The organism is Puia sp. (assembly GCF_036500295.1).
Lineage (GTDB): Bacteria > Bacteroidota > Bacteroidia > Chitinophagales > Chitinophagaceae > Puia.
The window spans coordinates 1-25,565 of sequence record NZ_DASYCH010000017.1 but is presented as its reverse complement, the minus strand read 5'-3'; the positions used below and the strand labels follow the sequence as shown (position 1 = coordinate 25,565).

At 53.7% G+C, this 25,565-nt stretch carries 28 protein-coding genes; 20 read left to right on the top strand and 8 right to left on the bottom strand.

Annotated features, from left to right (window positions below; all coding sequences use genetic code 11):
* Positions 1–30: 30 nt before the first annotated feature.
* Positions 31–387, top strand: a complete 357-nt coding sequence (locus tag VGM48_RS05045) for a PIN domain-containing protein (RefSeq protein WP_331576632.1) — start codon at positions 31–33, stop codon at positions 385–387.
* Positions 371–607, top strand: a complete 237-nt coding sequence (locus tag VGM48_RS05040) for a hypothetical protein (RefSeq protein WP_331576631.1) — start codon at positions 371–373, stop codon at positions 605–607. The genes VGM48_RS05045 and VGM48_RS05040 overlap by 17 nt, the downstream gene beginning before the upstream one ends.
* A 7-nt stretch (positions 608–614) precedes the next feature.
* Here VGM48_RS05040 and VGM48_RS05035 read toward each other — a convergent pair whose 3' ends face one another.
* Entirely contained in the window at positions 615–1,166 is a 552-nt protein-coding gene (locus VGM48_RS05035) for a CopD family protein (RefSeq protein ID WP_331576630.1), read from the bottom strand.
* A gap of 15 nt (positions 1,167–1,181) precedes the next feature.
* A complete protein-coding gene (hemH, locus tag VGM48_RS05030) occupies positions 1,182–2,234 on the bottom strand; it encodes a ferrochelatase (protein WP_331576629.1) in 1,053 nt (350 codons plus the stop codon).
* A gap of 137 nt (positions 2,235–2,371) precedes the next feature.
* Here hemH and hemA point away from each other — a divergent pair, with 137 nt between their 5' ends.
* Genes hemA through hemL form a run of 7 tightly spaced genes read left to right on the top strand, consistent with a single transcriptional unit; the run spans position 2,372 to position 9,528 of the window.
* Positions 2,372–3,604 (top strand): glutamyl-tRNA reductase, encoded by a 1,233-nt coding sequence (hemA, locus tag VGM48_RS05025; protein WP_331576628.1) that lies wholly within the window; start codon positions 2,372–2,374, stop codon positions 3,602–3,604.
* Positions 3,604–4,551, top strand: coding sequence for a hydroxymethylbilane synthase (gene hemC / locus VGM48_RS05020; RefSeq protein WP_331576627.1), 948 nt, complete (start codon positions 3,604–3,606; stop codon positions 4,549–4,551). Before hemA ends, hemC begins: the two co-directional genes overlap by 1 nt.
* A gap of 2 nt (positions 4,552–4,553) precedes the next feature.
* Positions 4,554–5,252, top strand: coding sequence for a uroporphyrinogen-III synthase (locus VGM48_RS05015; protein WP_331576626.1), 699 nt, complete (start codon positions 4,554–4,556; stop codon positions 5,250–5,252).
* Positions 5,249–6,316: a uroporphyrinogen decarboxylase gene (gene hemE, locus VGM48_RS05010; protein ID WP_331576625.1), complete on the top strand. Its 1,068-nt coding sequence runs from the start codon at positions 5,249–5,251 to the stop codon at positions 6,314–6,316. Before VGM48_RS05015 ends, hemE begins: the two co-directional genes overlap by 4 nt.
* On the top strand, positions 6,300–7,253 hold the full coding sequence (gene hemF, locus VGM48_RS05005; protein WP_331576624.1) for an oxygen-dependent coproporphyrinogen oxidase: 954 nt from the start codon (positions 6,300–6,302) through the stop codon (positions 7,251–7,253). The genes hemE and hemF overlap by 17 nt, the downstream gene beginning before the upstream one ends.
* A gap of 15 nt (positions 7,254–7,268) precedes the next feature.
* The gene (hemB, locus tag VGM48_RS05000) at positions 7,269–8,246 is read left to right on the top strand and encodes a porphobilinogen synthase (RefSeq protein ID WP_331576623.1); all 978 of its coding nucleotides are present in this window, start codon (positions 7,269–7,271) and stop codon (positions 8,244–8,246) included.
* A complete protein-coding gene (gene hemL, locus VGM48_RS04995; RefSeq protein ID WP_331576622.1) occupies positions 8,239–9,528 on the top strand; it encodes a glutamate-1-semialdehyde 2,1-aminomutase in 1,290 nt (429 codons plus the stop codon). The genes hemB and hemL overlap by 8 nt, the downstream gene beginning before the upstream one ends.
* Before the next feature lie 34 nt (positions 9,529–9,562).
* On the opposite strand, the gene VGM48_RS04990 is transcribed toward hemL, so the two are convergent.
* Complete coding sequence (locus VGM48_RS04990; RefSeq protein ID WP_331576621.1) at positions 9,563–10,519, bottom strand: AraC family transcriptional regulator; 957 nt, start codon at positions 10,517–10,519, stop codon at positions 9,563–9,565.
* 240 nt (positions 10,520–10,759) lie between these two features.
* Between VGM48_RS04990 and gyrB the strand changes: the two genes are divergently transcribed.
* Both gyrB and VGM48_RS04980 read left to right on the top strand, forming a co-directional pair.
* Complete coding sequence (gene gyrB, locus VGM48_RS04985; protein WP_331576620.1) at positions 10,760–12,739, top strand: DNA topoisomerase (ATP-hydrolyzing) subunit B; 1,980 nt, start codon at positions 10,760–10,762, stop codon at positions 12,737–12,739.
* A 71-nt stretch (positions 12,740–12,810) separates the two neighbouring features.
* Positions 12,811–13,014 (top strand): hypothetical protein, encoded by a 204-nt coding sequence (locus VGM48_RS04980; RefSeq protein WP_325590962.1) that lies wholly within the window; start codon positions 12,811–12,813, stop codon positions 13,012–13,014.
* Between the two features lie 154 nt (positions 13,015–13,168).
* On the opposite strand, the gene VGM48_RS04975 is transcribed toward VGM48_RS04980, so the two are convergent.
* A complete protein-coding gene (locus VGM48_RS04975; RefSeq protein WP_331576619.1) occupies positions 13,169–13,828 on the bottom strand; it encodes a hypothetical protein in 660 nt (219 codons plus the stop codon).
* 115 nt (positions 13,829–13,943) lie between these two features.
* Positions 13,944–15,215: a serine--tRNA ligase gene (serS, locus tag VGM48_RS04970; RefSeq protein WP_331576618.1), complete on the bottom strand. Its 1,272-nt coding sequence runs from the start codon at positions 15,213–15,215 to the stop codon at positions 13,944–13,946.
* A 64-nt stretch (positions 15,216–15,279) separates the two neighbouring features.
* Here serS and VGM48_RS04965 point away from each other — a divergent pair, with 64 nt between their 5' ends.
* The 7 genes from VGM48_RS04965 to VGM48_RS04935 all read left to right on the top strand — a co-directional run bounded on the left by VGM48_RS04965 (position 15,280) and on the right by VGM48_RS04935 (position 19,061).
* Positions 15,280–15,612, top strand: a complete 333-nt coding sequence (locus VGM48_RS04965) for a YbjQ family protein (protein WP_331576617.1) — start codon at positions 15,280–15,282, stop codon at positions 15,610–15,612.
* Positions 15,613–15,657: 45 nt separating this feature from the next.
* Entirely contained in the window at positions 15,658–16,014 is a 357-nt protein-coding gene (locus VGM48_RS04960; RefSeq protein ID WP_331576616.1) for a hypothetical protein, read from the top strand.
* Positions 16,011–16,730, top strand: a complete 720-nt coding sequence (locus VGM48_RS04955; protein WP_331576615.1) for a peptidylprolyl isomerase — start codon at positions 16,011–16,013, stop codon at positions 16,728–16,730. Before VGM48_RS04960 ends, VGM48_RS04955 begins: the two co-directional genes overlap by 4 nt.
* Positions 16,731–16,796: 66 nt before the next feature.
* Positions 16,797–17,177, top strand: coding sequence for a glycine cleavage system protein GcvH (gene gcvH, locus VGM48_RS04950; RefSeq protein WP_331576614.1), 381 nt, complete (start codon positions 16,797–16,799; stop codon positions 17,175–17,177).
* 37 nt (positions 17,178–17,214) lie between these two features.
* Complete coding sequence (locus VGM48_RS04945) at positions 17,215–17,763, top strand: RNA polymerase sigma factor (RefSeq protein ID WP_331576613.1); 549 nt, start codon at positions 17,215–17,217, stop codon at positions 17,761–17,763.
* Positions 17,760–18,572, top strand: coding sequence for an anti-sigma factor (locus VGM48_RS04940; protein ID WP_331576612.1), 813 nt, complete (start codon positions 17,760–17,762; stop codon positions 18,570–18,572). Before VGM48_RS04945 ends, VGM48_RS04940 begins: the two co-directional genes overlap by 4 nt.
* 75 nt (positions 18,573–18,647) lie before the next feature.
* Positions 18,648–19,061, top strand: coding sequence for a VanZ family protein (locus VGM48_RS04935; protein ID WP_331576611.1), 414 nt, complete (start codon positions 18,648–18,650; stop codon positions 19,059–19,061).
* 496 nt (positions 19,062–19,557) lie between these two features.
* On the opposite strand, the gene prfA is transcribed toward VGM48_RS04935, so the two are convergent.
* On the bottom strand, positions 19,558–20,622 hold the full coding sequence (prfA, locus tag VGM48_RS04930) for a peptide chain release factor 1 (protein WP_331576610.1): 1,065 nt from the start codon (positions 20,620–20,622) through the stop codon (positions 19,558–19,560).
* Positions 20,623–20,673: 51 nt separating this feature from the next.
* Here prfA and VGM48_RS04925 point away from each other — a divergent pair, with 51 nt between their 5' ends.
* On the top strand, positions 20,674–21,846 hold the full coding sequence (locus tag VGM48_RS04925) for an amidohydrolase family protein (protein ID WP_331576609.1): 1,173 nt from the start codon (positions 20,674–20,676) through the stop codon (positions 21,844–21,846).
* On the opposite strand, the gene recO is transcribed toward VGM48_RS04925, so the two are convergent.
* Positions 21,843–22,583: a DNA repair protein RecO gene (recO, locus tag VGM48_RS04920; RefSeq protein WP_331576608.1), complete on the bottom strand. Its 741-nt coding sequence runs from the start codon at positions 22,581–22,583 to the stop codon at positions 21,843–21,845. The two genes, VGM48_RS04925 and recO, sit on opposite strands and share 4 nt — an antisense overlap.
* Before the next feature lie 39 nt (positions 22,584–22,622).
* Between recO and VGM48_RS04915 the strand changes: the two genes are divergently transcribed.
* Positions 22,623–24,959: an efflux RND transporter permease subunit gene (locus VGM48_RS04915; RefSeq protein WP_331576607.1), complete on the top strand. Its 2,337-nt coding sequence runs from the start codon at positions 22,623–22,625 to the stop codon at positions 24,957–24,959.
* Here VGM48_RS04915 and VGM48_RS04910 read toward each other — a convergent pair.
* On the bottom strand, positions 24,956–25,565 hold a 610-nt coding region (locus tag VGM48_RS04910; RefSeq protein ID WP_331576606.1), incomplete at its 5' end, for a response regulator transcription factor. The genes VGM48_RS04915 and VGM48_RS04910 overlap by 4 nt on opposite strands.

Genomic DNA, 25,565 nt, shown 5'->3' with positions numbered 1-25,565 from the left:
GTTAAGTTAGAAACCGACGCGAAGTTATATGTGCAACAAAAGATCAAAGAAGGCAAATTTGACTTGATTTGGTCTTACATTCTTGATTTGGAAAACCTGGAAAATCCATTTCCAGAGAGAAAAGATGTTATCGCAAAATGGAAGAGTTTGGCTGTAGTGGATATCGAGGAGAGCGACAGTGTTTTAGTTCTGGCAAAAGCATTTGCATCAGAAGGCCTGCATCCAAAGGATGCCCTTCACGTTGCTTGTGCGATGGAAGCGGACTGCAAATATTTCCTTACAACCGATGACCGTATTTTGAAGAAAATGTCCGCCAAATCTGAAATTAAAGTAGTTACGCCGATTGCCTTTATAGAAGAAATTGAAAATTATGATACAGATAACTGACACCGAAATCAAACAAAAAGGATTGGATATCCTGGTATCCGCGTTGGGTGCAGTAGATGCGGAAAGATTCATTACATTGTTGAGCAGAGAACCTTTTAATTATACACGTTGGCAGAGAACGCTTTTCATTGACATGAGTGTCGAAGCAATTAGCCAACGAGCTATGAAGCTCAGAGGAGATAGTTTGTCTTCTTCTGAATTAGACATTGACGCTCATTAATTTACACCTAGTCACTTTTTCTAACGCTTCTGGAGTGGCTCCGGATGATCTTATAAATTTTTATGGCGCTGATCAGCAAGATCACGAAAAGGAAGAGTCCGAGGAGGCCCCAGGCCCAGCTCAGGTTCTGTTTAACGACGACGAGCATGACGATCGCGACAAGGAAGATGGTAGCCACTTCGTTCCAGATGCGCAGCTGCTGGGAGGAGAAGCGAAAGATGCCTTTCATTTGCTGGCGATAGATCGCCTGCAGGGAGAAATGATACAGATAGAGTCCGACGACAAATCCTAATTTGATGGCGAGCCAGGTGGGGACGGAGCCCATCTGGATCATCATCCAGGGGCCGAAGATGAGGGTAAGGACCGCGGAGGGCCAGGTGATCCCCATCCAGAGCCGGCGGATCATCAATTTGAACTGCTTTTGCAGGATCGTCCGTTCGGGTTCCGGCTTTTCATTTGCCTCGGTATGGTAGACGAAGAGCCGCACCATATAAAAGAGACCGCTAAACCAGGTAACGATAAAAATGATGTGAAGCGCCTTGACATAATTATTAAACATAGGAACGTGTTTATATCAATCCAGGATCATCGTCTTGTCGCCCGCCGTATAATCCCCCACCCATCCCGCCAACGCGTCTACCCATCGCGAGTCGACATTCAGGCAAGGGATCATCGCATATTCTTCACCGCCCGCGCCCAGAAAGGTTTCTTTACCGCGCATGGCTATTTCTTCAAGCGTCTCGAGGCAGTCGCTGACAAAAGCGGGACAGAGGATGAGTAATTTCTTTATTCCTTCCTTCGGCATTTCTTCCAGGCGGATATCGGTGAAGGGTTGGAGCCATCCTTTTCCCAGCCTCGACTGGAAGGAGTTGCTGTATTTCCCTTCGGGGATATTCAGCAGCCGGACGATCTCGCGGGTTGTGGAAAAACATTGGTGACGATAACAGGTGGCGTGCGCCGGCGAGGCCGTATCGCAACATCCGGCCGATTGCAGGCAATGATTGCCCGTGGGGTCCGATTTCCGGATATGCCGGCCCGGCACTCCGTGGTAGCTGAACAGGATATGATCGTAGGGCTGTTTCAGCCAGGGCCTGATATGTTCGCTCAATGCCTGCAGATAATGGGAATCGTTGTAGAACGGCTTTATAAAAGTTAACCGGAAGGAGTATTTTTTCCTGCGATGGATCTCCTGCGCATACTCGACCGCCGTCTCATACGAGGCCATGGCGTAGTGCGGGTAGAGCGGGATCGCGATGACCTCTTCGAGCTGCGGTTCCCGCTGCAGCAGGCGCTGGTAGGCTTCCTCCATGGAAGGATGACCATACCGCATGGCGATCTCGACGGGTTCGGCGACCAGTTGTTGCAGGGCCGCCTGCAGCTGGCGGGTAAGGACGATGAGCGGAGAGCCTTCCTTTGTCCAGATGGTCTCATAGGCCTCGGCCGATTTTTTGGCGCGGAAGGGCACGATCAGCCCGCTGACGAGTATCTTTCGAAACAGCCAGGGATAATCGATGACCCGTTTGTCCATCAGAAATTCCGTCAGATAGGTATGAAGGTCCCCGGTGGAAATGGAATCCGGCGAGCCAAGATTCATCAGGAGAATGGCTCTTTTACCTGTTTGTGTCATACAATAATCTACAAAGATATTCGGTTTGGGCCATCGGGGAGCCATTTTGGGGAAATGACATTCTAATGACATAAAAAACTGTGATGGGGGAACCGCGGGGGGTAACTTTGCGTACTATATTTCTACAAGCTGTAAGAATGCGCACAAGGACCTCTGATATCTCTGAATTTTACGTAGTCGGGATCAATTATAAGAAAACGGATGCTGCAATCCGGGGTCGGTTTGCCATCAGCGAAGAGCAATACGCCCATCTCCTCACTCTCGCACCTTCTCATCATCTTTCCGAACTGTTTGTCCTCTCCACCTGTAACCGGACGGAGATCTACGGGTTTGCCGACGATGCGGGCCAGCTGGCGGGTCTTTTGTGTTCGGCCACGGAGGGCGACTATGCGATCTTTAACGAGATTGCCTATGTCAAAAGGGGTGCAGAAGCGATAGAGCATCTTTTCCTGGTGGGAGCGGGTATCGACTCGCAGATCCTCGGCGATTATGAGATCGTCGGGCAGATAAAGCAGGCCGTGAAATTCGCCAGGGAGCAGCAGTTTGTCGGCGCGTTTCTCGAGCGGCTTGTCAACGCTGTGCTTCAGTCTTCGAAGTCAGTGAAGAATCAGACCGAACTTAGCGGCGGGACCGTATCGGTGTCCTTTGCCGCCATTCAATATATCCGCGAGCGGTTTACCGATCTCGGTGATAAGCATATTCTGCTGATCGGGACCGGGAAGATCGGGCGCAACACCTGCCGAAATATGGTGGATTATCTGGGTACGCGGAATATCACTCTGATGAACCGGACCGAGTCGAGAGCCGCCGAACTGGCCGCGGAGACCGGTGTGGGCTGTGCTCCATTGGAGCAGTTGCCTGTCTTTGCCGGCAAGGCGGATGTCATCCTTGTAGCCACTAACGCCGAGCAGCCTACGCTTTTGTGTTCCCATCTCGAAGGGCAGGGGGATAAGCTGGTTGTCGATCTTTCGATCCCCTGCAATGTGGAAAAGGCGGCCGCCCAGCTGCCGGGCGTAACGCTCGTCAATGTCGACGAACTGTCGAAGATCAAGGACGAGACGCTGCAAAAACGCGAGGCCGAAGTGCCCAAGGCGAGGGTCATTATCGCGGAACATATCGGGGAATTTATGGAATGGTATGCGATGCGCAAGCATGTTCCCGTATTGAAGGCTGTCAAAACAAAATTAAAAGAACTGCATACTCACCCGCTGTACACCCGGCTTACCGGGGCAGCTGCCTCCGGCGAAGGCGACAACGACGCAGACGAGCAGATCCAGCGGGTGATCAATGGAATGGCTACCCGGATGCGCCAGCATAACCAGGGCGGCTGCCATTATATCCAGGCAATAAACGAGTATATCGGAAGCTAATGCCGACTCCCATCCGCATAGGCACAAGAGAGAGTGAACTTGCCCTCTGGCAGGCCAACCAGGTGAAACAACTTTTGGAGCAGGAAGGTCTTGCCGTGGTGCTTGTGCCGATAAAAAGCGAGGGGGATATCGACCTCAAGACCCCCTTATATGAGATGGGTGTAACGGGAGTGTTTACCCGCAGCCTGGATATCGCCCTTCTCAATGACAGGATCGATATTGCCGTCCATTCGATGAAGGATGTTCCCACGCAGTTGCCGGAAGGTCTCCAGCAGGCGGCGGTATTGAAACGGGGACCCGTTCATGATCTTCTGGTATATAAGAGCTCCAGCGATTTTCTCGGGCATCGGGAAGGCGTGGCCAGGGTCGCCACGAGCAGCATCCGCCGGAAGGCCCAGTGGCTGCACCGGTATCCCAATCACCAGATAGAGAATCTGCGGGGTAACGTCAACACGCGGATCAGAAAATTGAGTGAGGAGGGCTGGGATGCGGCTATTTTCGCACAGGCGGGGCTTGAGCGGATCGGGCTGCGACCGGAGAACAGTCTGGTTCTCGACTGGATGCTACCCGCGCCCGCCCAGGGGGCCATCATGGTCGTCAGCCGCGACGAAGACGTGCTTTTACAGGCTTGTCAGCCGCTGAACGACTCCGATACCGCGCTTTGCACCAGCATTGAACGGGATTTTCTAAGAACCCTGCTTGGCGGCTGTTCCACTCCGATCAGCGCATTGGCCGAGGTCGAGGATGGAGATGTCTATTTCAGCGGACAGATCCTATCTCTTGACGGAAAACAGAAAGCCGAGATCGAAAAGATAGTCCCCGTTGACAAGGCCGACCTCCTTGGCCGGCTGGCGGCCGGGGAATTGCTTGAAACAGGAGGACGGGCGATTGCCGATGGTATTCGCGCTGCGGAATCTGCGGCAAAGAAGGCGCCCGGGAAAGAATAGGCATGGCTACTCCAGGTATATTTGTTTTGTCGACCCAGGGCTTGCCGGCCGGGCTGATCCGATTGGCGGCGGCGGCCGGTGTGCAGTTGGATGCAATGGCATTTATCCGCACCGAACCCCTTGCTTTGGGCGATTGGCCCGGGGGAGCGACGATTGCCGTTTTTACGAGTCAGCATGCGGTGGAAGCCTTGTCCGCGGCCGGGCCGGATTGGACCGTCTTTTGTCTCGAGGGCGCCACGCGGAAGCTCGCGGAGGAGCGGTTTGGACCGGCTATCGTCGCGGGAACCGCATCTTCGGCGGCTGAACTCGCAGAGGTGATCATCGGCGCCTGCGCGAAAGACTCCGACATCGATGAGGGCGGCGGAAAACAAGTGGTTTTCTTTTGTGGGGACCGGCGCCGGGAAGAGTTACCTGCCCTGTTGCGTCAGGCCGGGTTTAGAGTCGAGGAGCGGATCGTTTACCGGACGCTGTTGACGCCACACCGCCTGGAACGCGAATATGCGGGCATCGCGTTTTTTAGTCCCAGCGCGGTGGAAAGTTTTTTTTCGGTGAATACGATCAACCCCAGGACAGCGCTTTTTGCCATCGGCCGGACGACGGCGGCGGCAGTACAGGCACGGACGGGGAAGGAAGCGATCCTCAGCAGCCGGCCGGACAGGGAAGTATTGATCCACGAGATGATCACCTATTTTAAAGTATGAATACACTCAAGAACGATCTATTGTTACGCACCCTGCGGGGAGAGAAGACAGAACGGACACCGGTATGGATGATGCGTCAGGCGGGACGATACCTGCCCGATTATCGTATCCTCAGAGAAAAATATTCTTTTTTCGAGCGTTGTCAGACCCCTGAATTGGCAACGGAAATAACTATCCAGCCGGTGGAACAGATCGGTGTGGATGCGGCGATCATCTTCTCCGATATTCTGGTCGTCCCGCAGGCCATGGGGATGGAGGTGCAGATGGTAGAGTCGAAGGGGCCGTTACTGCCCGATCCTATCAAGGGAATGGCCGATCTGAACCGGCTGGCGCTGCCGGATGTGGAGGAAAAACTGGGTTATGTATTCGATGCGCTGCGGTTGACGAAAAAGACCCTGGCCGGGCGGGTGCCGCTGATCGGTTTTGCCGGGGCGCCATGGACCCTTCTGTGCTATATGGTCCAGGGGAAGGGATCGAAGACCTTTGACGAGGCCAAGGCCTTTTGTTATACGCAGCCGGAGGCGGCGCACCGTTTGTTGCAGATGATAACGGACACGACGATTGCCTATCTTCGGGGTCAGGCGGCCGCGGGAGCCGATGTGGTACAGATATTTGACAGCTGGGGCGGATTATTGGGGCCGGAGGATTTTGAACAGCTGTCGCTGAAGTATATCCGGCAAATCGTCGCTGCACTAAAAGATGAGGTGCTTACCATCGTCTTTGCAAAAGGGGCCTGGCATAGCCTCGAGGGCATGGCCGCAACGGGTGCGAACGGGCTTGGCATCGATTGGTGTATCCGGCCGCAAATGGCGAGGAAGCTCGCCGGCCCAACCGTGGCGTTACAGGGGAATTTTGATCCGGCGAAGCTGTTGTCGCCGATACCGGTGATCGAACGGGAAGTGAGGGCTATGCTGGATGATTTTACGGGAGGGCCGGGACGCAATGCAGGCGCGCATGGCTATATCGCCAATCTCGGCCATGGCATCCTTCCCAATGTGCCGGTGGAGCACGCCCTCGCCTTTGTCGAGACGGTAAAAAACTATCAATATGAACCAGCCCGGTAATCCCTTGCAAAAGACCGAGACCTGGTCCTTCCGGGACCGCTGGATCGGATTTATCCATGGTCTTCAGGACCGGATCTGCGCCGCACTCGAAGATCTCGATGGCCAGGTGCTTTTCCGAACGGATGAATGGGAGCGCGAACATGGCGGCGGTGGCAAGACAAGGGTTCTTTCCGACGGCCGCATCTTCGAGAAAGGGGGAGTGAACACTTCCGTGGTGTGGGGGAAAGTGACGGATACGATGCGAGCGCAGCTGAAGATCGAGGGGAAGAACTGGTTTGCCTGTGGTTTGTCGCTGGTGATCCATCCCCTGAATCCCTATGTGCCGACAACCCATGCCAACTGGCGATATTTTGAATTGTACGACGATGCGGGGCATGTCAGCGACCGCTGGTTTGGCGGGGGCGCCGATCTGACGCCTTTTTATCTCTTCCGGGAGGATGCCCGGCATTTTCACCGGAGTTTTAAAGATGCCATGGACGCGTTTGATCCGGCGGCGTATCCGAAATACAAGCAATGGTGTGACGAGTATTTTGTCAATGTGCACCGGAGCAACGAGATGCGCGGCATCGGCGGAGTATTCTACGACCATTTACGGCCGGCGGATGCCGCGGATGCCGACCGGCTTTTTGCTTTTCAGCAGGCCAATGGAAATGCTTTTCTTCCCGCCTACCTGCCCATTGTCGAAAAAAGGGCGGTTATGCCTTATGGTGAACGCGAGGTGGAGTGGCAGGAGGTTCGGCGGGGGCGATATGTGGAATTCAACCTGATCCATGACCGGGGTACGCTTTTCGGGCTGAAGACAAACGGCCGGACGGAGAGTATCCTGATGAGCCTGCCGCCGAGGGCAAGATGGGAATATGACTATCGACCTGAAGAGGGAAGTCCGGAGTCGGTGCTGCTGGATGCGTGTCAGCATCCCAAGGATTGGATAAAATAAAAAACTTTTTAAGATATGTATCTGCAACGACGCAATCGCATTTTGCGCCAGACCCCGGCCATCCGGGCGATGGTCGCCGAGACGGTGTTGACACCGAATGACTTTATCGTTCCGCTGTTTATTGATGAAGGCAAGGGCGTGGAGACGGAGATCGCTTCGATGCCCGGTTATTTTCGCCGGAGCATTGACGGAACGGTGAAGGAAGTAAAGGAACTGTGGGGTCTTGGGATCAAGAGCGTGCTGCTCTTTGTAAAGAGCAAGGACGAGTTGAAAGACAATACCGGAAAGGAGGCCTGGAATCCCGATGGGCTGATGCAACGCAGCATCAAGGCCATCAAGGAGGCAGTCCCTGAGATCCTGGTGATGACGGATGTCGCGCTTGACCCATACTCCTCGTATGGGCATGACGGGATCGTGCAGAACGGGGAGATCGTCAACGACCCTACCGTGGAGGCGCTGATCCGGATGAGTCTGAGTCATGCGGAGGCCGGCGCCGACTGGGTCGCGCCAAGCGATATGATGGATGGGCGGATCGGGGCGATCCGTCAGGCGCTGGAAGAACACCACTACACCCGGACGGGGATCATGGCCTATAGCGCCAAGTATGCTTCCTGTTTTTATGGTCCCTTCCGCGATGCGCTGGATTCGGCGCCGGGGTTTGGCGATAAGAAGGGCTATCAAATGGATCCGGCCAACCGGCTGGAGGCGGTGAAGGAGGCGTTGATGGATGTGGAAGAGGGCGCGGATATGGTCATGGTGAAGCCGGGCCTCCCCTACCTGGATATTATCCGGGAGGTGAAGAATGCTGTCCGGGTACCCGTCAGCGCCTATAACATCAGCGGGGAGTACGCCCTGATCAAAGCTGCGGCGAAAATGGGCTGGATCAATGAGGAAAAAGCGATCCTGGAGACGCTGTTGTCGTTAAAAAGGGCCGGGGCCGATCTTATTGCGACCTATTTTGCAAAAGATGCCGTAAAATTGCTGCATGTATAATAAGAGCAAAGAGCTGTTCGAAAGAGCCCAGCAAAGCATTCCCGGCGGAGTCAATTCACCGGTTCGCGCTTTTCGCAGCGTAGGCGGGACTCCTTTATTTATCAGGCGGGCGGAAGGTCCCTATCTGTACGATGTGGACGGCAACCGCTATATCGATTATATCGCGTCCTGGGGGCCGATGATCCTCGGGCATGCCTGGGGTCCCGTCGTGAAGGCTATACAGGAATATGCCATCTTTTCCACTTCGTTTGGCGCACCTACCGAGCTGGAAGTGGAGATGGCGGAACTGATCCGCAGGATGGTGCCGGGTGTGGACCTGATACGGATGGTCAGCAGCGGGACTGAAGCGTGTATGAGTGCGATCCGGCTGGCGAGGGGGTTTACCGGAAAGAACAAGATCATCAAATTCGAAGGACATTATCATGGTCATGCCGATGCGTTCTTGGTAAAGGCGGGCAGCGGTGTGGCCACTTTCAATATCCAGACGGTGCCCGGGGTCACGCCCGGGGTGGCGCAGGATACGCTGACCGCAGCGTACAACGATCTGCCGGGAGTCGAGCAACTGGTGACTGCGTATCCCGGAGCAATAGCCGCGATCATTGTCGAGCCGGTGGCCGGCAATATGGGTTGTATCCTTCCCGAGCCCGGTTTTCTGGAAGGGTTGCGGGCCCTCTGCGACCGCGAGGGTATCGTGTTCATCTTTGACGAAGTGATGACGGGTTTCCGGCTTGGGCCAGGCGGGGCGCAGGAGCGGTTGGGTGTCCGGGCCGATCTGATCACTTTTGGAAAGGTGATTGGCGGGGGAATGCCCGTTGGGGCCTTTGGCGGCAAGAAGGAGATCATGCAGCATATATCGCCGCTTGGTAATGTCTATCAGGCGGGAACGCTTAGTGGTAACCCGATCGCGATGATCGCCGGATATACGGTGCTTTCGGAGTTGCGATCGAATCCGCGTATCTATGCCGAGCTGGAAGAGAAGACGGTCTATCTGCGGGATGGGCTGGATAAGGTGTTTGCCGCGTGGGGTCAGCCGTATCAGATCAACCAGCTGGGATCGATGATCAGCGTTCATTTCAGTGATCACCCGGTGAGAGACTTTTCTTCGGCGTCGGGCGCCAATAATGGACTTTTTAAATTATTCTTTCACTCGATGTTACGGCGCGGGGTGTATCTGCCGCCTTCGGCGTTTGAGAGCTGGTTTTTGAATAATGCGTTGTCTACCGCCGATCTTGATGCGACGGTGAAGGCTGCGGGGGAGAGTTTGGCGGAGCTGAATGGATGATGGGCCTTCGGCCGGACGGCCTGCCGTCCATGGGTTAATGCAGCAGGAGCTCGCAGGGTTTGAGACCCGTGTGTTTCTTGAAGGCCGTGGAGAAATGGGAGATGGAAGAGTATCCCAGCATGACGGAGACTTCGGTGACGCTCAGCCCTTTTTCATAGAGCAGATAGCGGGCATGTTCCATCCTTTGACCCTGGTAAAAGTCGAAGATGGTGGTGCCGAACATCTCTTTAAATCCCTTTTTCAGATAACATTCGTTGATGGCCACTTTCCGGCTGAGTTCCTTGATGGTAAGGGGTTCGCCGATGTGCTGGAGGAGGATCTCCCGGGCCTGGACGATCTTTTCCCGATCGGCCTCGTTTGCCAGGAATTTGCACTGGAAGCCTTCGACCTCTTTCTCTCCTACCATACATTCCAGGCTGTATAGCAAAAGCATCTGGCTCTGGGCATTGATGTAGATGTTCTCGTGGCTGCCCGTATGGCTGTGGTTGAGCAGGGTCTCGAGGACCATGCGGGTCCGGCCGCAGATGGAGAGTGTCTTACTAAAGGAGCTGAGGTGCCGGAATTCGAGGAGGTCGTCGCTGACGGTGCTGTCCGTCCTCCGGGGTCTTGCGAACTGGGAGAGGTGGACGGGGAGGAAGCGGAAGCTGAGGACGTCGACGGTGTCGATCCGTTCGGAGCAGCCGGGTGTGGCATTCAGCTTACAGGAATCGCATTCGATATCTTTCTTTTTGCAATAGACGTTACCCGCGACACAGAAACGGAGTTCGAGAAAGTTGCGGGTGGGGTCTTCTTTTTTGTAGTGATAGACCATCATTCCCATATCGTCGAGCGACCATTGGGGGTTTTTCGAGTAGCGTTTGATGCTGTATTGTACGGAGCCGGGTATCTGCTGTTCTTTTTCCTGGAGGAGGACCAATTGATCCTGCATGACGGGTTGTTTGTACGCCATGGTTAAGATATCCGGAGCCTGGTACGCTACCTGTGTCATCATTCGGCAAAATTATGCGGAAAACGGGAATAAATACGTGCCGGTAGACTGAATGGTTCAAATGGGGCATTATTTGACCGTTTTTTGACGAAATTGTGACGGATAGGGGCCTTTGGCCTCTAAAGTTGAAGCGCTAATAATTGTCCTTCGGACGGCCGTCTTCGGCGGCTTAGTGCCTTATTTTTCGTACATTTGCGGACCTTATTAATTTATTGTTAACCACACTATTCCAGTCGAAAAAATATGAGTGAATCAATACAGGAAGTCGCGACCCCGGCCGTCAACGGATATGGGGCAGACAGTATCCAGGTGCTCGAAGGTTTGGAGGCCGTGCGCAAGCGTCCGGCCATGTATATCGGGGATATCGGCGTAAAGGGTCTGCACCACCTGGTCTATGAAGTGGTGGACAACTCCATTGACGAGGCTTTGGCGGGATATTGTAAGAACATCGTGGTTACGATCTTCGAGGATAACTCCGTCGAGGTGGTGGATGACGGCCGCGGGATCCCCACCGGGATCAATACAAAGGAGAAGAAAAGCGCTCTCGAGATGGTCATGACCATTTTGCATGCCGGGGGCAAATTCGATAAGAACACCTACAAGGTCTCCGGGGGTCTGCATGGTGTGGGTGTAAGTTGCGTGAATGCCTTGAGCGCCGATCTGCATGTAACCGTATTCCGGGAGGGCAAGGTCTTCGAACAGGAGTATAAGATCGGGGTGCCGCAGTACTCTGTGCGGGAGATTGGTGCGAGTGAGAAGACGGGTACGACGATCCGTTTCTGGCCTGACTCGAACATCTTTATCACGACGGTCTATAGCAAGGACATCCTGGAAGGCAGGCTCCGCGAGCTTTCTTTCCTGAACCGGGGGGTCCGCATTACCCTGCGGGACCTGCGGGAGAAGGAAGAGGACGGAAGCACCTACACCAAGGAGTTTTACAGCGAAGGCGGGATCGTCGAGTTTGTGGATATGCTGGATAAGAATGCCGGCAGGCAGTCGCTTATCCCCAAGGTCATTTTTGTGGAAGGCCGTGACGAGACCACCAATGTAGCGGTGGAGGTGGCCCTGACCTACAACGACAGCTACAGCGAGCACATCTATTCTTACGTCAACAACATCAATACGATAGAAGGCGGCACCCATGTGGCCGGCTTTCGCCGGGCGCTTACCCGCGTGTTCAAGTCCTATGGGGACCGGGAAGGGCTTTTCGAGCGGGCGAAGGTCGAGATCGAGGGGGATGATTTCCGCGAAGGGTTGAGCACGATTATTTCGGTTAAAGTACCGGAGCCGCAGTTTGAGGGTCAGACGAAGACCAAACTGGGGAACAATGAGGTTTCCGGGGTGGTGGATTCCACGGTCAGCAAAGCGCTGAACGACTATCTGGAAGAAAATCCCCGGGAAGCCAAGAATATCATCGCCAAGGTGGTCCTTGCGGCCCAGGCGAGAGCGGCAGCAAAGAAAGCGAGGGAGTTGGTACAGCGGAAGAGCGTGCTTAGCGGTGGCGGTCTGCCCGGGAAACTGGCCGATTGCTCGGACCGGGACCCCAATCGCTGCGAGCTGTTCCTCGTCGAAGGAGACTCGGCAGGCGGGACGGCCAAGCAAGGCCGGGACCGGAGCTTTCAAGCCATTCTGCCGTTGCGCGGTAAGATCCTCAATGTGGAGAAGGCGATGGAGCATAAGATCTATGAGAACGAGGAAATCCGCAATATGTATACGGCGCTTGGGGTAACGGTGGGAACGTCGGAAGACCCGAAGGCCCTGAACCTTGCGAAGCTGCGTTATCACAAGCTGATCATCATGACCGATGCGGATGTGGATGGAAGTCATATCGCGACGCTGATCCTGACTTTTATCTACCGGTATATGAAGGAGATGGTGGAGCAGGGCTATGTCTATCTCGCACAGCCGCCGCTTTATCTCGTGAAGAAAGGCAAGGACCAATCCTATGCCTGGAACGAGGAGCAGCGTAAGGGCTGGGTGGAAAAGCTCGGCAACGGAAAGGAAGACAGCGTAACGGTTCAGCGATACAAAGGGCTTGGAGAAATGAACTCCGATCAGCTTTGGGATACGACGATGAACCCTGATACGCGGACGCTCAAACAGGTGACGATCGAAAGCGCAGCAGAGGCCGATCGGATCTTCAGTATGCTGATGGGTGACGAGGTGGCGCCGCGGAGGGATTTTATCGAATCGCACGCGAAGTATGCGAAATTGGACGTGTAGATGAAAATACCTAATATTACATTATTTCATACTAACCAGCCCTGCCATAGCAGGCATTAAATCAATGAGTTATGTCAACAGTAACACTTACGGCCTACAACGTTAAGACGAAAGAGAAGAATGTGCCCATTCAGGATGCCGTTATTACGAAGACTGCGAAGGGTGCGTATATGGCGCAGGGTCATGATGGCAAGGGCAACAAACTGACGACCCTATTGGGCGAGGAAAAGGCCCTGGCGGCGATCCAGGCCGGCATCGCCAAACAAGGCTGGTAAACGGCGGACAGCCGAAACAGGCTGGCAAAGGCGCACAGCCGATCTTTAAGGACCGTAGAATTTACCGACAGAAGAAAATTCCCCTCCCCACGATACTTACATTTCAATGAGGCTGCAGGCCGGCAGAAGGCCTGCAGCCGGTATTTGTTATTGGTTAGTTGCCGATGAAATAGCGCAATCCCACGGAGAGGGAGTTATTGCCTGCAAGGGAGCTTTGGATCGAAAAATTGGAACTTTTATTGACAACGTCGGGCTGGGTCGTGAACGACTGGGTATCCGTGGTGTGTGCATAGTTGACAGCAAAGAAATTCGGAAGCCCCGCCTCCAGTTGCCATTTTCGGCTCAGGGAGTAGGCGATACCCGGAAGAAACTGTAAGCTAAAGCCATAAGAGTTGGTAACGTCCCTGGTGGGTTCATTGCCGGTGGGTTCGTCTATTCCGCTGTGCGAATAGCTGCCGCCCAGCCGGCTCTGCCCGAAAAGATAGAATCCGTTTCCCAGTGATTTGTATTTTCTGATAAAGATGCCGGCGCCGAAGCCGTTAGCGGTGTTGGTTTGGTTCATGGGGTAGTCGTATTTGGTATTGGTGTAGTCGATGTCGAATCCGAACATCAGGTTGTCTTTTATCATTTTGCCGAAGGCGGGGGCGACCGACAGTCCCCGGGTGCGGTAGGTATAATCCGTGCCATTGCTTGAGGTTTGGGTGGCGTCTGAATAAGACAGATTTCCACCCAGGGCGATAGCGCCCTTTTTTAATTGCGCATGGGCGGCGCCGCAGCAGCAAACGGTAACGAACAGGACATAGAGCTTCTTCATACAATAAAATTTTTGTTGTACTAAAGATTGCAAGAAGACTCAGGACATGCAATACCGTTAGCCCACTTTAATGAAAGTTTAAGCAGAGGATTAATGCGTTTTAATTAACACTGCATTAACGAATGGAGTCAGCGCCGAAGTAGGAACGAAGGGCTTCGGGCAAGCGGATGGCGCCTTCCTGCTGGTGATTCTCCAGGATACAGGCCACGATGCGGGGAAGCGCCAGCGAGCTTCCGTTCAGTGAGTGGGCCAGTTGCGTTTTGCCGCTTGCATCCTTGAACCGGATCTTCATCCGGTTGGTTTGAAATGCCTCGAAGTTACTGACCGAGCTTACCTCCAGCCATTTTTCCTGGGCGGCGCTGAAGACCTCGAAGTCATAGGTCATGGCGGATGTAAAGCCCATATCTCCGCCGCATAGCCGAAGGATGCGGTACGGCAATTCGAGGGATTGCAGCAGTTTTTCAACATGCAGCACCATTTCTTCCAGCACTGCATAGCTTTTTACCGGGTCTACCAGCTGGACGATCTCCACTTTGTCGAACTGATGCAGGCGGTTAAGGCCGCGGACGTCCTTGCCATAGCTGCCGGCTTCCCGGCGGAAGCAGGGCGTATAAGCCGTCATTCTGATGGGGAACCGGGTTTCCTTCAGGATCTCGTCGCGGAAGATATTTGTCACCGGCACTTCGGCGGTGGGGATCAGGTAGAGGTTATCTTCGCCCACGTGGTACATCTGGCCTTCCTTATCCGGCAGCTGGCCCGTACCCCGCGCGGAGGCTTCATTGACCATGATGGGGGGCTGGTATTCCGTATAGCCCGCAGCGGTATTATAATCGAGGAAATACTGGATAAGGGCGCGTTGCAGTTTCGCGCCTTTGTTGATGTATACCGGGAAGCCGCTGCCGGTTATTTTGTTCCCGAGTTCGAAGTCGATGAGATTGTATTTTTTTGCAAGGTCCCAATGGGCGAGGGCGCCGGCGGGCAGGGTGGGTTTGCTGCCGCCTTCGCGGATGGTAATATTGTCCTCGGGTGTCTTTCCGCGGGGTACGGCGGCCGCGGGGAGATTGGGGAGGAGTACGAGGGCGGCATTTAACTCTTCTTCCACTTTGGCCAATTGACCGGCGATGGGTGCAAGCGCTGCTTTCAGCGTGGCTACCTCCTGTTTCTTTTGTTCCGCTTCCGGTTTCTGGCCTTTTGCCATCAGTGCGCCGATCTCTTTTGAAAAGGCATTTATCTTCGACTGAGTGGTATCTGCGTCGAGCTGGAGCTTCCGGCGCTGATCATCCAGCGCGACGATGGTGTCTACCAGTCCGGTGTCGGCAAAATTTCTAACGCCAAGTCTTTCCTTTACAAAGTCAACGTTCTGCCGGACAAATGCCACTTGTAACATTTTTCTGAGTTTTGTCGCAAAGGTAATAATGTAAAAGTGTAAATTCAGCCATAAAACCTTTTATATGATAGACCCAACCATGATCACCACGAGCACCAATCTTGAAGGACATCGTGTCGTACGAAACCTTGGGGTTGTCCGGGGCATCACCGTTCGCAGCCGCAGCGTACTTGGCAATCTTGCCGGGGGACTGCAGACGATCTTCGGCGGGCAGATATCCATCTATGTGGAGCTTTGTGAGAAGACGAGGGAAGAGGCGTTTCAGTACATGATGCAGCATGCCGCAGAACGCGGTGCAAATGCCATCCTCAATATGCGCTATGACGCCAACGAGGTGATGAATGGGGTTACCGAGGTCCTGGCTTATGGGACCGCGGTGCTTGTGGAGAAGGCATAGGGCGGGACGGGCGGCTTCCAGCGGCTTTTGCGTATCTTTGCGTCCATGCAACAGTTACAGGATGATCTGCAAGCGCGTTGGTGGAATCTGGAGGCCCGGCTTGTCGAGCGGTTCGGCAAGAAGCCTGACATGGAAACCCTTCTGTTCCTCATCGGGGTACAGGAGTTGGGGGATATCCGAACGAAGTTCTCAAAGGAAGAGAAGCAGGATCTCATGCATATTGCGGTGTGTACGCTTTTCGCCCAGAGCGGGTTTTACCGGCTCGAAGGATTGGATGAGCAGGGGTGGCCGCATTTTATCCAGTTGAAACCGCTGCCGGTGATGAATATGATCGAGCAGGAGAATTATCTGAAGGACCATATCCTCCTATATTTTGACAACCAGGAATTTGATAAAGAATGAAACGGATCTTATCCGGCTTGCTGCTTATTGCGGGGCTTGTTTTTTGGGCCTCGTGTAACCCCAAACTTTCCAATGGTCTCCGGAAGAAGGACCGGCTTCGGGATGTAGAGGTCGTCACCACCAGGGGGACCCTTGTGATCCGCCTCTCCGACTCGACCCCCTTGCACCGGGATAATTTCCTGTTGCTGGTGAAAAAGGGCTATTATGACAAGCTATTGTTCCATCGGGTGATCCGCAATTTTATGATCCAGACGGGAGATCCCGACAGCCGGGAGGGACGTCCGGGCAAGCCGCTGAGCCAGGGAGGGAGCGGGGGTCCCGGGTATACGATACCGGCAGAGTTTCGTCCGGAGCTGTTCCATCATCGCGGCGCCGTCGGTGCGGCGAGGACCAATGACGACGTCAACCCCACGAGGGCCAGCAGCGGCAGCCAGTTTTATATCGTTCAGGGAAAGCGGTTCACCGATCCGGGGTTGGACTCCCTGGAGAACGGCCGGCTGAAGGGGAGAAAGATCCCGGCGGCGCACCGGGAGGTGTATAAAGAGGCCGGCGGCTCACCCCATCTGGATCAGGCCTATACGGTCTTTGGAGAGGTTATAAGGGGGATGGAAGTGGTGGATTCCATCGCCGCCACAGCGACCAGCGGCCCGCCGCTCGACCGGCCGAAAACAGAGATCAGAATATTGAAAATGAAGCTGATAGCAAGAGACAAATAATTAATCCCCGGGGCAGCTTATTTCGATGGCTTTTTCTAATCTTTGCAGCATAAAAATTTAACTACCATGAATTTCCCAGAAGAATTGCGCTACACGAAAGATCATGAATGGATCCGGCTGGAAAAGGACAATGTTGCCGTCATCGGCATCACGGAATTTGCACAAAAGGAATTGGGAGATATCGTTTATGTCGAGGTTGAGACCATTGGCAAGGCGCTTGCGGCAGAGACTGTATTCGGTACGGTGGAAGCGGTGAAGACGGTGTCCGATCTCTATCTGCCCGTAGCAGGTACGATCCTTGAGTTAAATCCCGAATTGGGAACCACACCCGATCTCGTCAACTCGGATCCTTATGGAAAGGGATGGATGATCCGGATGACGGTGAAGGACCCTGCCGATCTGGATAAGTTGATGGACGCCAAAGCCTATAGCAACATTGTGCACTGATCCTTTATCTTTACTTTAGAGTACCTATTAATAAACCTTGGGAATACCTACCACCTATACAGAGCAGGAGCTTGTGCTGGCGCTGAAAGAAAGGAACAACCAGGCTTTCGGTTTTCTGTATGACAATTATGCTGGGGCGCTTTATAGCATTATCAAACAGATTATTACGGATAACAGTGAGTTAGCCAGCGACGTATTGCAGGAGGTATTCATCAATATCTGGCGAAAGATCGAGACCTATGACCAGAGCAAGGGACGCCTCTTTACCTGGATGTTGAATATTGCCAGGAATGCCTCCATCGATACCCTCCGATCCAAGAGCTATCAGAACTCCCAAAAAAACCAGGAGCTACCAGATAACGTATATAAGGGTGTAGCCAATCAGACCACACAACAGAATGTCGACAATATTGGCTTGAAAAAGGTGCTGGAAACGCTGAGACCCGAACATCGGGTGCTGGTGGAATTGGCTTATTTCAAGGGTTTTACGCACGAGGAGATAGCGGAGATGACGTCTATCCCACTGGGGACTGTAAAGACCCGGATCAGGAATGCGTTATTACAACTACGGCAATTTCTAAAGTGAATATAAAAGAATATATAGAGAGCGGCATCATAGAAAGCTATGTGATGGGTTTGGCCAGCGAGTCCGAGCGGGCCGAATTCGAGCGATACTGTGCACAATACCCCGAGCTGGTTGCGGCACGCAGGAAGTTTGAAGATAAGTTGGAAGCATACGCAGCTGAGAATGCGGTGTCTCCCCCTCCAGAGGTCAAGGTGAAAGTTTTGGAAGCCGTCGGAAAAGAGTCCCGTTCGGCGGCCCCATCCATTCCACCAAAGATCATCAACATGGAAAATTCAAAAAGCTCCTCTTCTTCCGGGGTGCTGAAATTCATGGCTGCCGCCTCCATTATTTTACTCGCCGTAATGGTGTACCTGTATTACCAGGGCCAGCAGCAGAACAAGGACCTGGCGGACACCAATCAGCGGCTTATCGTGAAGGCCGCGGAAACCCAAAATACCCTGGATAAGATAATCGGGGAACAGAAGGTTGTAAGCGATTCGAACACCCTCGTGGTCAACATGGTCGGCACCAAAGTGGCTCCGAAGTCCTCGGCAAATGTCTATTGGGATTCGGCGTCCTCGAAGGTCTACCTGGTGGTCAAGAATATGCCGCAGCTGCCTTCGGACCAGCAATATCAGCTATGGGCGCTGATCGATGGCAAGCCCAAGGACCTGGGAGTATTCGACGCCAGGGATCAAAACGTGATTTTGCAAATGAAGAATACGCAGAAGGCCCAGGCCTTCGCCATCACTATCGAGAAGAAGGGCGGCAGCCCCTCCCCCACGCTGGAAAAGATGCAGTCCCTGGGTAAAACGATGGTGACCCAATAGGAAACTATTTCTACAGCTATAGAAAAAAAGTCCCAATTGAGGGACTTTTTTTAATTTCCGCCCTATTATCGGGTTATGTTCAATTTTATCAAAAAATATCTGTCGGCCGTATACGTTCCCGTGATCTGGACCCTGCTTATCGCCATTGCGATGTGTATCCCCGGCTCGCTTATCCCCAATGAGAATAAATTTGCGATCCCCGGTTTTGACAAACTGGTGCATCTTGGGCTTTTTGGAGGGTTTGTATTCCTCTGGTGTCTTTATCTGACGACCAGGCGGGTGTCGTTTGGAAAACTGCTGCTCGGCTTCTTTTGCTTTTATATGCTTTCCAATGGGTTTGGAATAGCGATGGAATACGTACAGAAATACTGGATCCCCGGAAGGGATTACGACCTTGGAGATATCATTGCCGACATGTTTGGGGCTGGACTCGGGTATGGACTCAGCAATCTTTTGCTGTTGCCTGGTAGAAAAGATAAAAACGGGTAGACATGACAGTTAGCTCAGCGGAAGGGAAAAAATAAACCCCTGTAGAAACAGGGGTCGTAACCAAAACTAACTGCTTATGAGAAAATTGACTGCTTTATGTGAGTCAAATAGAAAAGACTAATTTTCAACTTATATAACGCAAAACAGGTGCCAATGTTGTGCTGCGTTTCATGCTACAAATTTACGTTGGAAATCTGCGTTTCGTTTCCCTAATTGGGAGTAATAACATTTATTTAGCATTACCCTTATTAAGTTAAACAATTTCCCGCTTTATAGCAAGTTTTAGCGTTTATTTTTTAAAGAACTGTGGGCGTGAGCCCTTTACTATCTAAAGACAACGTTCTAACTGCAAAGTTTAAACATTCGCCGTTAAAATAACGTGAAAGCCCCTTCTTTCTGTTGTATTTCCTATGCCTTTTAATTGCGTTTTAATGTCAGGATGACCCTTATTAGGATCGTCGAAGACCCTATAATCGCGTGACAATCAAGCCCAGCCTCAGTTCTGGCGGGCCATTTTCTCGGCGTTTTCGGCGAATTGCAGGGCATCGAGGAATTCCTGGACATTGCCGTTGAGAACATCGTCGAGGTTATAAACGGTGAGGCCGATGCGATGGTCGGTGACGCGGCCCTGTGGGAAGTTGTAGGTCCTTATTTTGGCGCTGCGGTCGCCGGTGCTGACGAGGCTTTTCCGGTGGCGGGCGATCTCTTCTTCCTGTTTCCGGACCTGCTCTTCGTAGAGTTTTGTCCGAAGCATCTGCATGGCTTTTTCGCGGTTGCCCAACTGGCTGCGTTCCGTTTGGCAGACGACCACCACCCCGGTGGGGATATGGGTCAGGAACACCTTTGTTTCCACCTTATTTACGTTCTGACCGCCTGCGCCACCGCTTCGGGCCGTCTCCATTTTCACATCGCTTTCCTTCAGTTCGAAGTCCACTTCTTCGGCCTCCGGCATAACGGCCACGGTAGCCGCGCTGGTATGTACCCGCCCGCTTGTTTCGGTGTCGGGGACCCGCTGGACGCGATGGACGCCGCTTTCGAATTTCAGCGTGCCATAGACATCGTCGCCGACGACCTCTACCTGGACTTCCTTATAGCCACCCACGGTTCCTTCGCTTTCGCTGAGGATCGCCGTTTTCCAGCCTCTTCTTTCGCAATACTTAATATACATCCGAAGCAGGTCGCCGGCGAACAGGCTGGCTTCGTCGCCGCCGGTTCCCGCCCTGATCTCGAGGATGGCGTTCTTCTCATCCTGCGGGTCTTTGGGTATCAGAAGCTGGCGGATATGGGCTTCCAGCTGAAGCTTGCGTTCCTCCAGCCCGGGCGCTTCGGCCTTGGCCAACTCCCGCAATTCGGCATCGTCGCCATTCAGGGCTTCTTTATTGAAATCGATGGTGTCGAGCAGGTCCTTATATTCATCGTGCGCCTTCACGATCTTTTCGACACTGCGATATTCCTTGCTCATGGCGCTGAATCTCCGGTTGTCACTGACAATCTCCGGGTTGCTCAGGGCAACCCCCAGGTCTTCGAACCGGGCTTTTATGGCTTCCAGTTTATCTAACATATATTTGGGCTGAGCTTGGCTCTGCGAAGCGCAAAGATAAATTGTTTACGAATGACTTATCGAAAATTCAAAGCCGATTATTTGTTTACGGGAGAGGGATTTGCCGCGGCGGACAGTGTATTGGTTACCACGGATGAGGGCAGGGTGCAGGATGTCGTCCCGGCTGCGGCGGCCGGGGATGGGGTGCTTTATAGCCCGGGGATCCTGTGTCCCGGTTTTGTCAATTGTCATTGTCATCTGGAGCTGTCGCACCTGCGGGGGGTGATCCCGGAAGGGACGGGGCTGGTGGAATTTCTCGGCACGGTGATCCGGGGACGGGGGGCCGGCCTGGCCGTTGATACAGGCGATCAGGCGGAACGGATAAGGTCGGCGATTGCCGCGGGAGAACGGGAGATGCTGGATAACGGGATCGTGGCGGTGGGAGATATCTGCAACACTGCGGACACATTGGAACAGAAACGGCCTGGCCGGTTGCGCTACTATAATTTTATCGAGACGGCCGGGTTTATCGAAGGCGGCGCGCCTATGCGGTTTGATCATAGTCTGCGGGTGAGTGGAGAGCTGGGTACCGGTTCCATCGTTCCTCATGCGCCCTATTCGGTGTCACCGGCGCTTTTCCGCCTGATTGCCGGGCAGGCAAAAGGGGGCATACAGACCATTCATAACCAGGAGGACGAAGAGGAGGACCGGTTCCTGTTTTCGGGGGATGGCTCCTTTCTCCGGTTGTATGCCGCGCTTGGCCTGGATATCTCCTTTTTCCGGGGCACGGGGAAGCGAAGCCTGGAGAGCTGGCTGGGCTATTTTGACCGGCGGCAGCCGTTGATCGCCGTGCATAATGTGGCTACGCGGGAGGAAGACCTGCGGATCGCGGCGGGCTATGCGCTTAGTTTTTGTCTTTGTCCGAATGCGAATTTGTATATCGGCGGTCGCCTGCCGGATGTCGGGTTGCTGGTGCGGTCGGGGTGTTTTATCGTTGTAGGCACGGATAGTCTGGCCTCGAATCATGGGCTTTCCGTGTTGGAAGAACTGAAGACGTTGGAGCGGGCCTTCCCGGAGCTGGACACAGCGTCGCTTTTGCGATGGGCTACGATGAACGGGGCGGCGGCGCTGGGAATGGAGGCGGAGCTGGGGAGTTTTGCGCCGGGAAAGCAGCCGGGGGTTATTTTAATAGAAGGGGGGGTTGGCTCGCGCCTTGGACGCGCGAGGGTGAAACGGCTTCTTTAGGACAGGACGGTCTGCAGTACGTTGAGCGTGCGCATTTCGCCGAAATCCGGGACATGCAATGCGTAGAAGGTTCGATACGCCAGGAGGAGTGTGCGGCGCGTCTCCTGGTTGAGGGCGATCTCCTGTAGTTCGGCGGGTTGTTGTACCCGGAGAAGCTGCGCCGTTACATAGCTTAGCGACCCCTCGAGCACCTGGTGATGATGCGGATGTTCGGCCACAAACTGGCCTTCGTGGAGATCGAGAAAGGAGTTGCGTTCACTATAGATATCCTCGATCTTAAAGCCGAAAAAGCCGGCCAGGTGAAGGATAAAGAAAAGCGAGAAATTAGCCAGGACGCGACCTTCGGCCGCATCGAGATGCAGAAAAGCGTCTTCGATGAAATAAAACAGTTCGGGATTGTGTTCCGGCTGCTTTATACATTTCTGCAGCAACTCCACCATGAAGAGGGCGACGGCATTCTTTATCACATCGAAGAAGATGTTCTGATAGAGGACGGCCCATTTGAACTCGCGGATGCGCTGCAGATTTTTCAGATCGTTGTGATAGACGATGAGATCGAGGATGGCGGCGGGCTGGAAGAGATTGGCCTTACCGGGGCCTTTGCGGGTACTTGTCCTGACGCCGTTGACGAGATAGGACTGGATGCCGAAGAGCTCGGTATAGACGGTGACAATGAGGCTCGTTTCGCCGTATTTCACCCCGCGGAGGACGATTCCTTTGGTCTTGTGTAATTGCACTTATAAAAATACGTTATTTGCAAAGTAAAATCTTGATACATGTGGGAATCCATTGCCCGTCTTGTCCTCAAATTCCGGTTATTCTTGCTTATCGCGCTGTTATCGCTTACGGGGTATATGGCTTTCCGGGCGTCCCGGGTGAAACTAAGCTACGACTTTAACAGCGCCATTCCCACCGACAATCCCAAATACAAGGACTACCAGGAATTCAGGAAGCAATTTGGCGAAGACGGCAACCTGCTGGTCATCGGGGTACAGACGGATAGTCTTTTCCGGCTGCCGATATTCAACGCCTATGTGGCGATGACGGAGGCATTGAAGCGGGTGCCGGGGGTCGATGACGTACTGGGTGTTTCTTCCGCGGTGAACCTGATCCGGGATACCGTTGCCGAACGCATGAAAGCGGTGCCGATCTTCCCGGCCCATCCTACCACACAGGCGGAGATCGATAGCGGCAAGGCGGTATTGCTGGGTTTACCTTTTTACCAGGGACTTCTATACAATCGTCAGACCGGCGCCTGGCTGACGGCGGTGCATGTCAATAAAAATGTCATGAATTCGGCGCAGCGGATCTTGACCGTGGGCGGGATCACGCGGATCGTAGACAGCTTTGGGACCGCGACAGGCCTGGACATGCGTTACAGCGGGCTGCCGCTTATCCGAACCCGGATGGCGACGAAGGTGGCGTCGGAGACGAAGTGGTTTCTGCTGGGATCGGTAGCGATGCTGGCGCTGATCCTCTTGCTTTTTTTCCGGAGCGTGAGCACGATGGCCCTGTCGCTGGCGGTTGTGATCATCGGCGTCGTCTTCAGCTTTGGCACGCTTGATCTGCTGGGATATAAGATCACGCTTTTAAATGCCCTCACGCCTACCCTTGTCGTCGTCATCGGGATACCGAACTGTATCTATTTCATGAACAAATATCATACGGCTTACCGGGATACGGGGGACAAGCAGGAGGCGCTGATCGTGATGATCGGCCGGATGGGTATCGTCACGCTTTTCTGTAACCTCACGGCGGCCATTGGTTTTGGGGTTTTTGCGCTGACGCGGAGTGCGATCCTGAATGAGTTTGGCGTGGTAGCGGGGATCAATATCATGGGGTTGTTCTTTATCTCCTTTATCCTGATCCCCGTCGTGCTCAGCTATCTGCCGGCGCCGAAGCCGAAACATATGCGGTACCTGCAGAATCGCTGGTTGTCGGTGGTGTTAAAGCGGCTTGAACGGTGGGCCCTGCACCATCAGGCAACGATCTATGTGGTGACGGCGCTGGTCGTGGCGGTTTCGATCGCCGGGATGTTCCGGCTGCGGTCGGAGGGCTTTATCGTGGATGATCTGCCCCAGAAGGATAAATTATTTACGGACCTGAAGTTCTTTGAAACGAACTTCAAGGGGGTGATGCCGCTGGAGATCGTGATCGATACGCGGCGGAAGAAGGGTTTGCGGGCGGGGATGGTGAAGACGCTGGACAGCATCGAACAGCTATCCAAATATATCGCCTCGCAGCCGGAGATGGCGAGGCCATTGTCGCTGGTGGAAGGGTTGAAGTTTGTCCGGCAGGCTTATTATGGTGCGGACAGCTCGGGGTATATCGTGCCGAATGCGATGGATCTGAATTTTCTTTTCTCTTATCTGAATCTTGGCGGTGAAAAGAATCCGGGCGCGCCGAAGAACAACCTGAGTAAGCTTCTGTGGAGCTTTGTAGACAGCAATCAGCAGCGGGTGCGGGTAAGTATCCAGATGGCGGATATCGGCAGCAGGCGGCTTCCAGCCGTGCTTAGCGATCTGGAGCAGCGTACCAATCGCCTGTTCGATTCGTCGAAATACAAGGTCACCTTTACGGGGACGAGCGTGACCTATCTGGAAGGGAGCAGCTTTATTATCAAGGGGCTCAAGGACAGTGTCATGTGGGCCTTTGTGTTGATCGCGGCCTGTATGCTTTTCCTGTTTCGGAGTCTGCGCATCCTTTTGTGTTCGCTGATACCGAATGTCATTCCGCTGGTGATCACGGCGGGGATCATGGGTTGGGCGGGCGTGCGGCTGCGGCCTTCGACGGTCATCGTCTTTAGCATTGCGCTGGGGATCGCGATCGATATTACGATCCGGTTTCTGGTAAATTATAAGCAGGTGGACCCTGCCCAGGGTTCCGAGTATGCCGTCGTCGATACGATCAACACCACCGGGATCAGCATTCTTTATACTTCGCTGGTGCTGACGGCGGGTTTTGTGATCTTTTGTTTTAGCGATTTTGGAGGAATTCTGGCGCTGGGCTGGCTGACGTCGCTGACCCTGGTGATCTCGACCATCACCAATCTCGTTTTCCTGCCGGTGCTTTTGCTGGGTTTGACGAAGACGCGCCGAAAGAAGGTTGCCTAAATCTCGACGAGGCCGTTCTTGATGGCGAACATGACCAGCCCGACACGGGTCCGGACCTTGAGCTTTTCAAAAAGGGTATTGCGATAGTTGTCGACGGTGCGCGGGCTGATGAACATCTTGTCGGCAATATCCTTGTAGGAGAGTTCGGAGCAGACCAGCCGCAGGAATTCCTTTTCCTTGTCGTTGAGTACGATGGGGTCTTCGGGATTGCCGAGATCCTTGTGCAGACCGCTGATGATCTTGCCGGAGATATATTCCGAGAGGTAGAAATCCTTTTTCATGATGGAATCGAGGGCCAGCTTCAGCTCTTCGGGTTCGATATTCTTGAGGATATAGCCCTTGGCGCCCAGACGCAGCATCCGGATAATGGTCGTTTCATCGCTGAACATGGACAGGGCCAGTACTTTGACCTGCGGGTAATTCTTGTTCAGCCAGCGAACCGTTTCATAGCCGTCCATATCCGGCATATTGACGTCCAGCAGGATCACGTCAGGGATGACCTGCAGCGCGATCTTGGCCTTGATCTCCTTTCCGCTGTCTCCTTCGAACAAAACCGCATAATTCTCAAAAGAAGAGATCAGCTTGGCCAGGGCCTTGCGTAAAAGG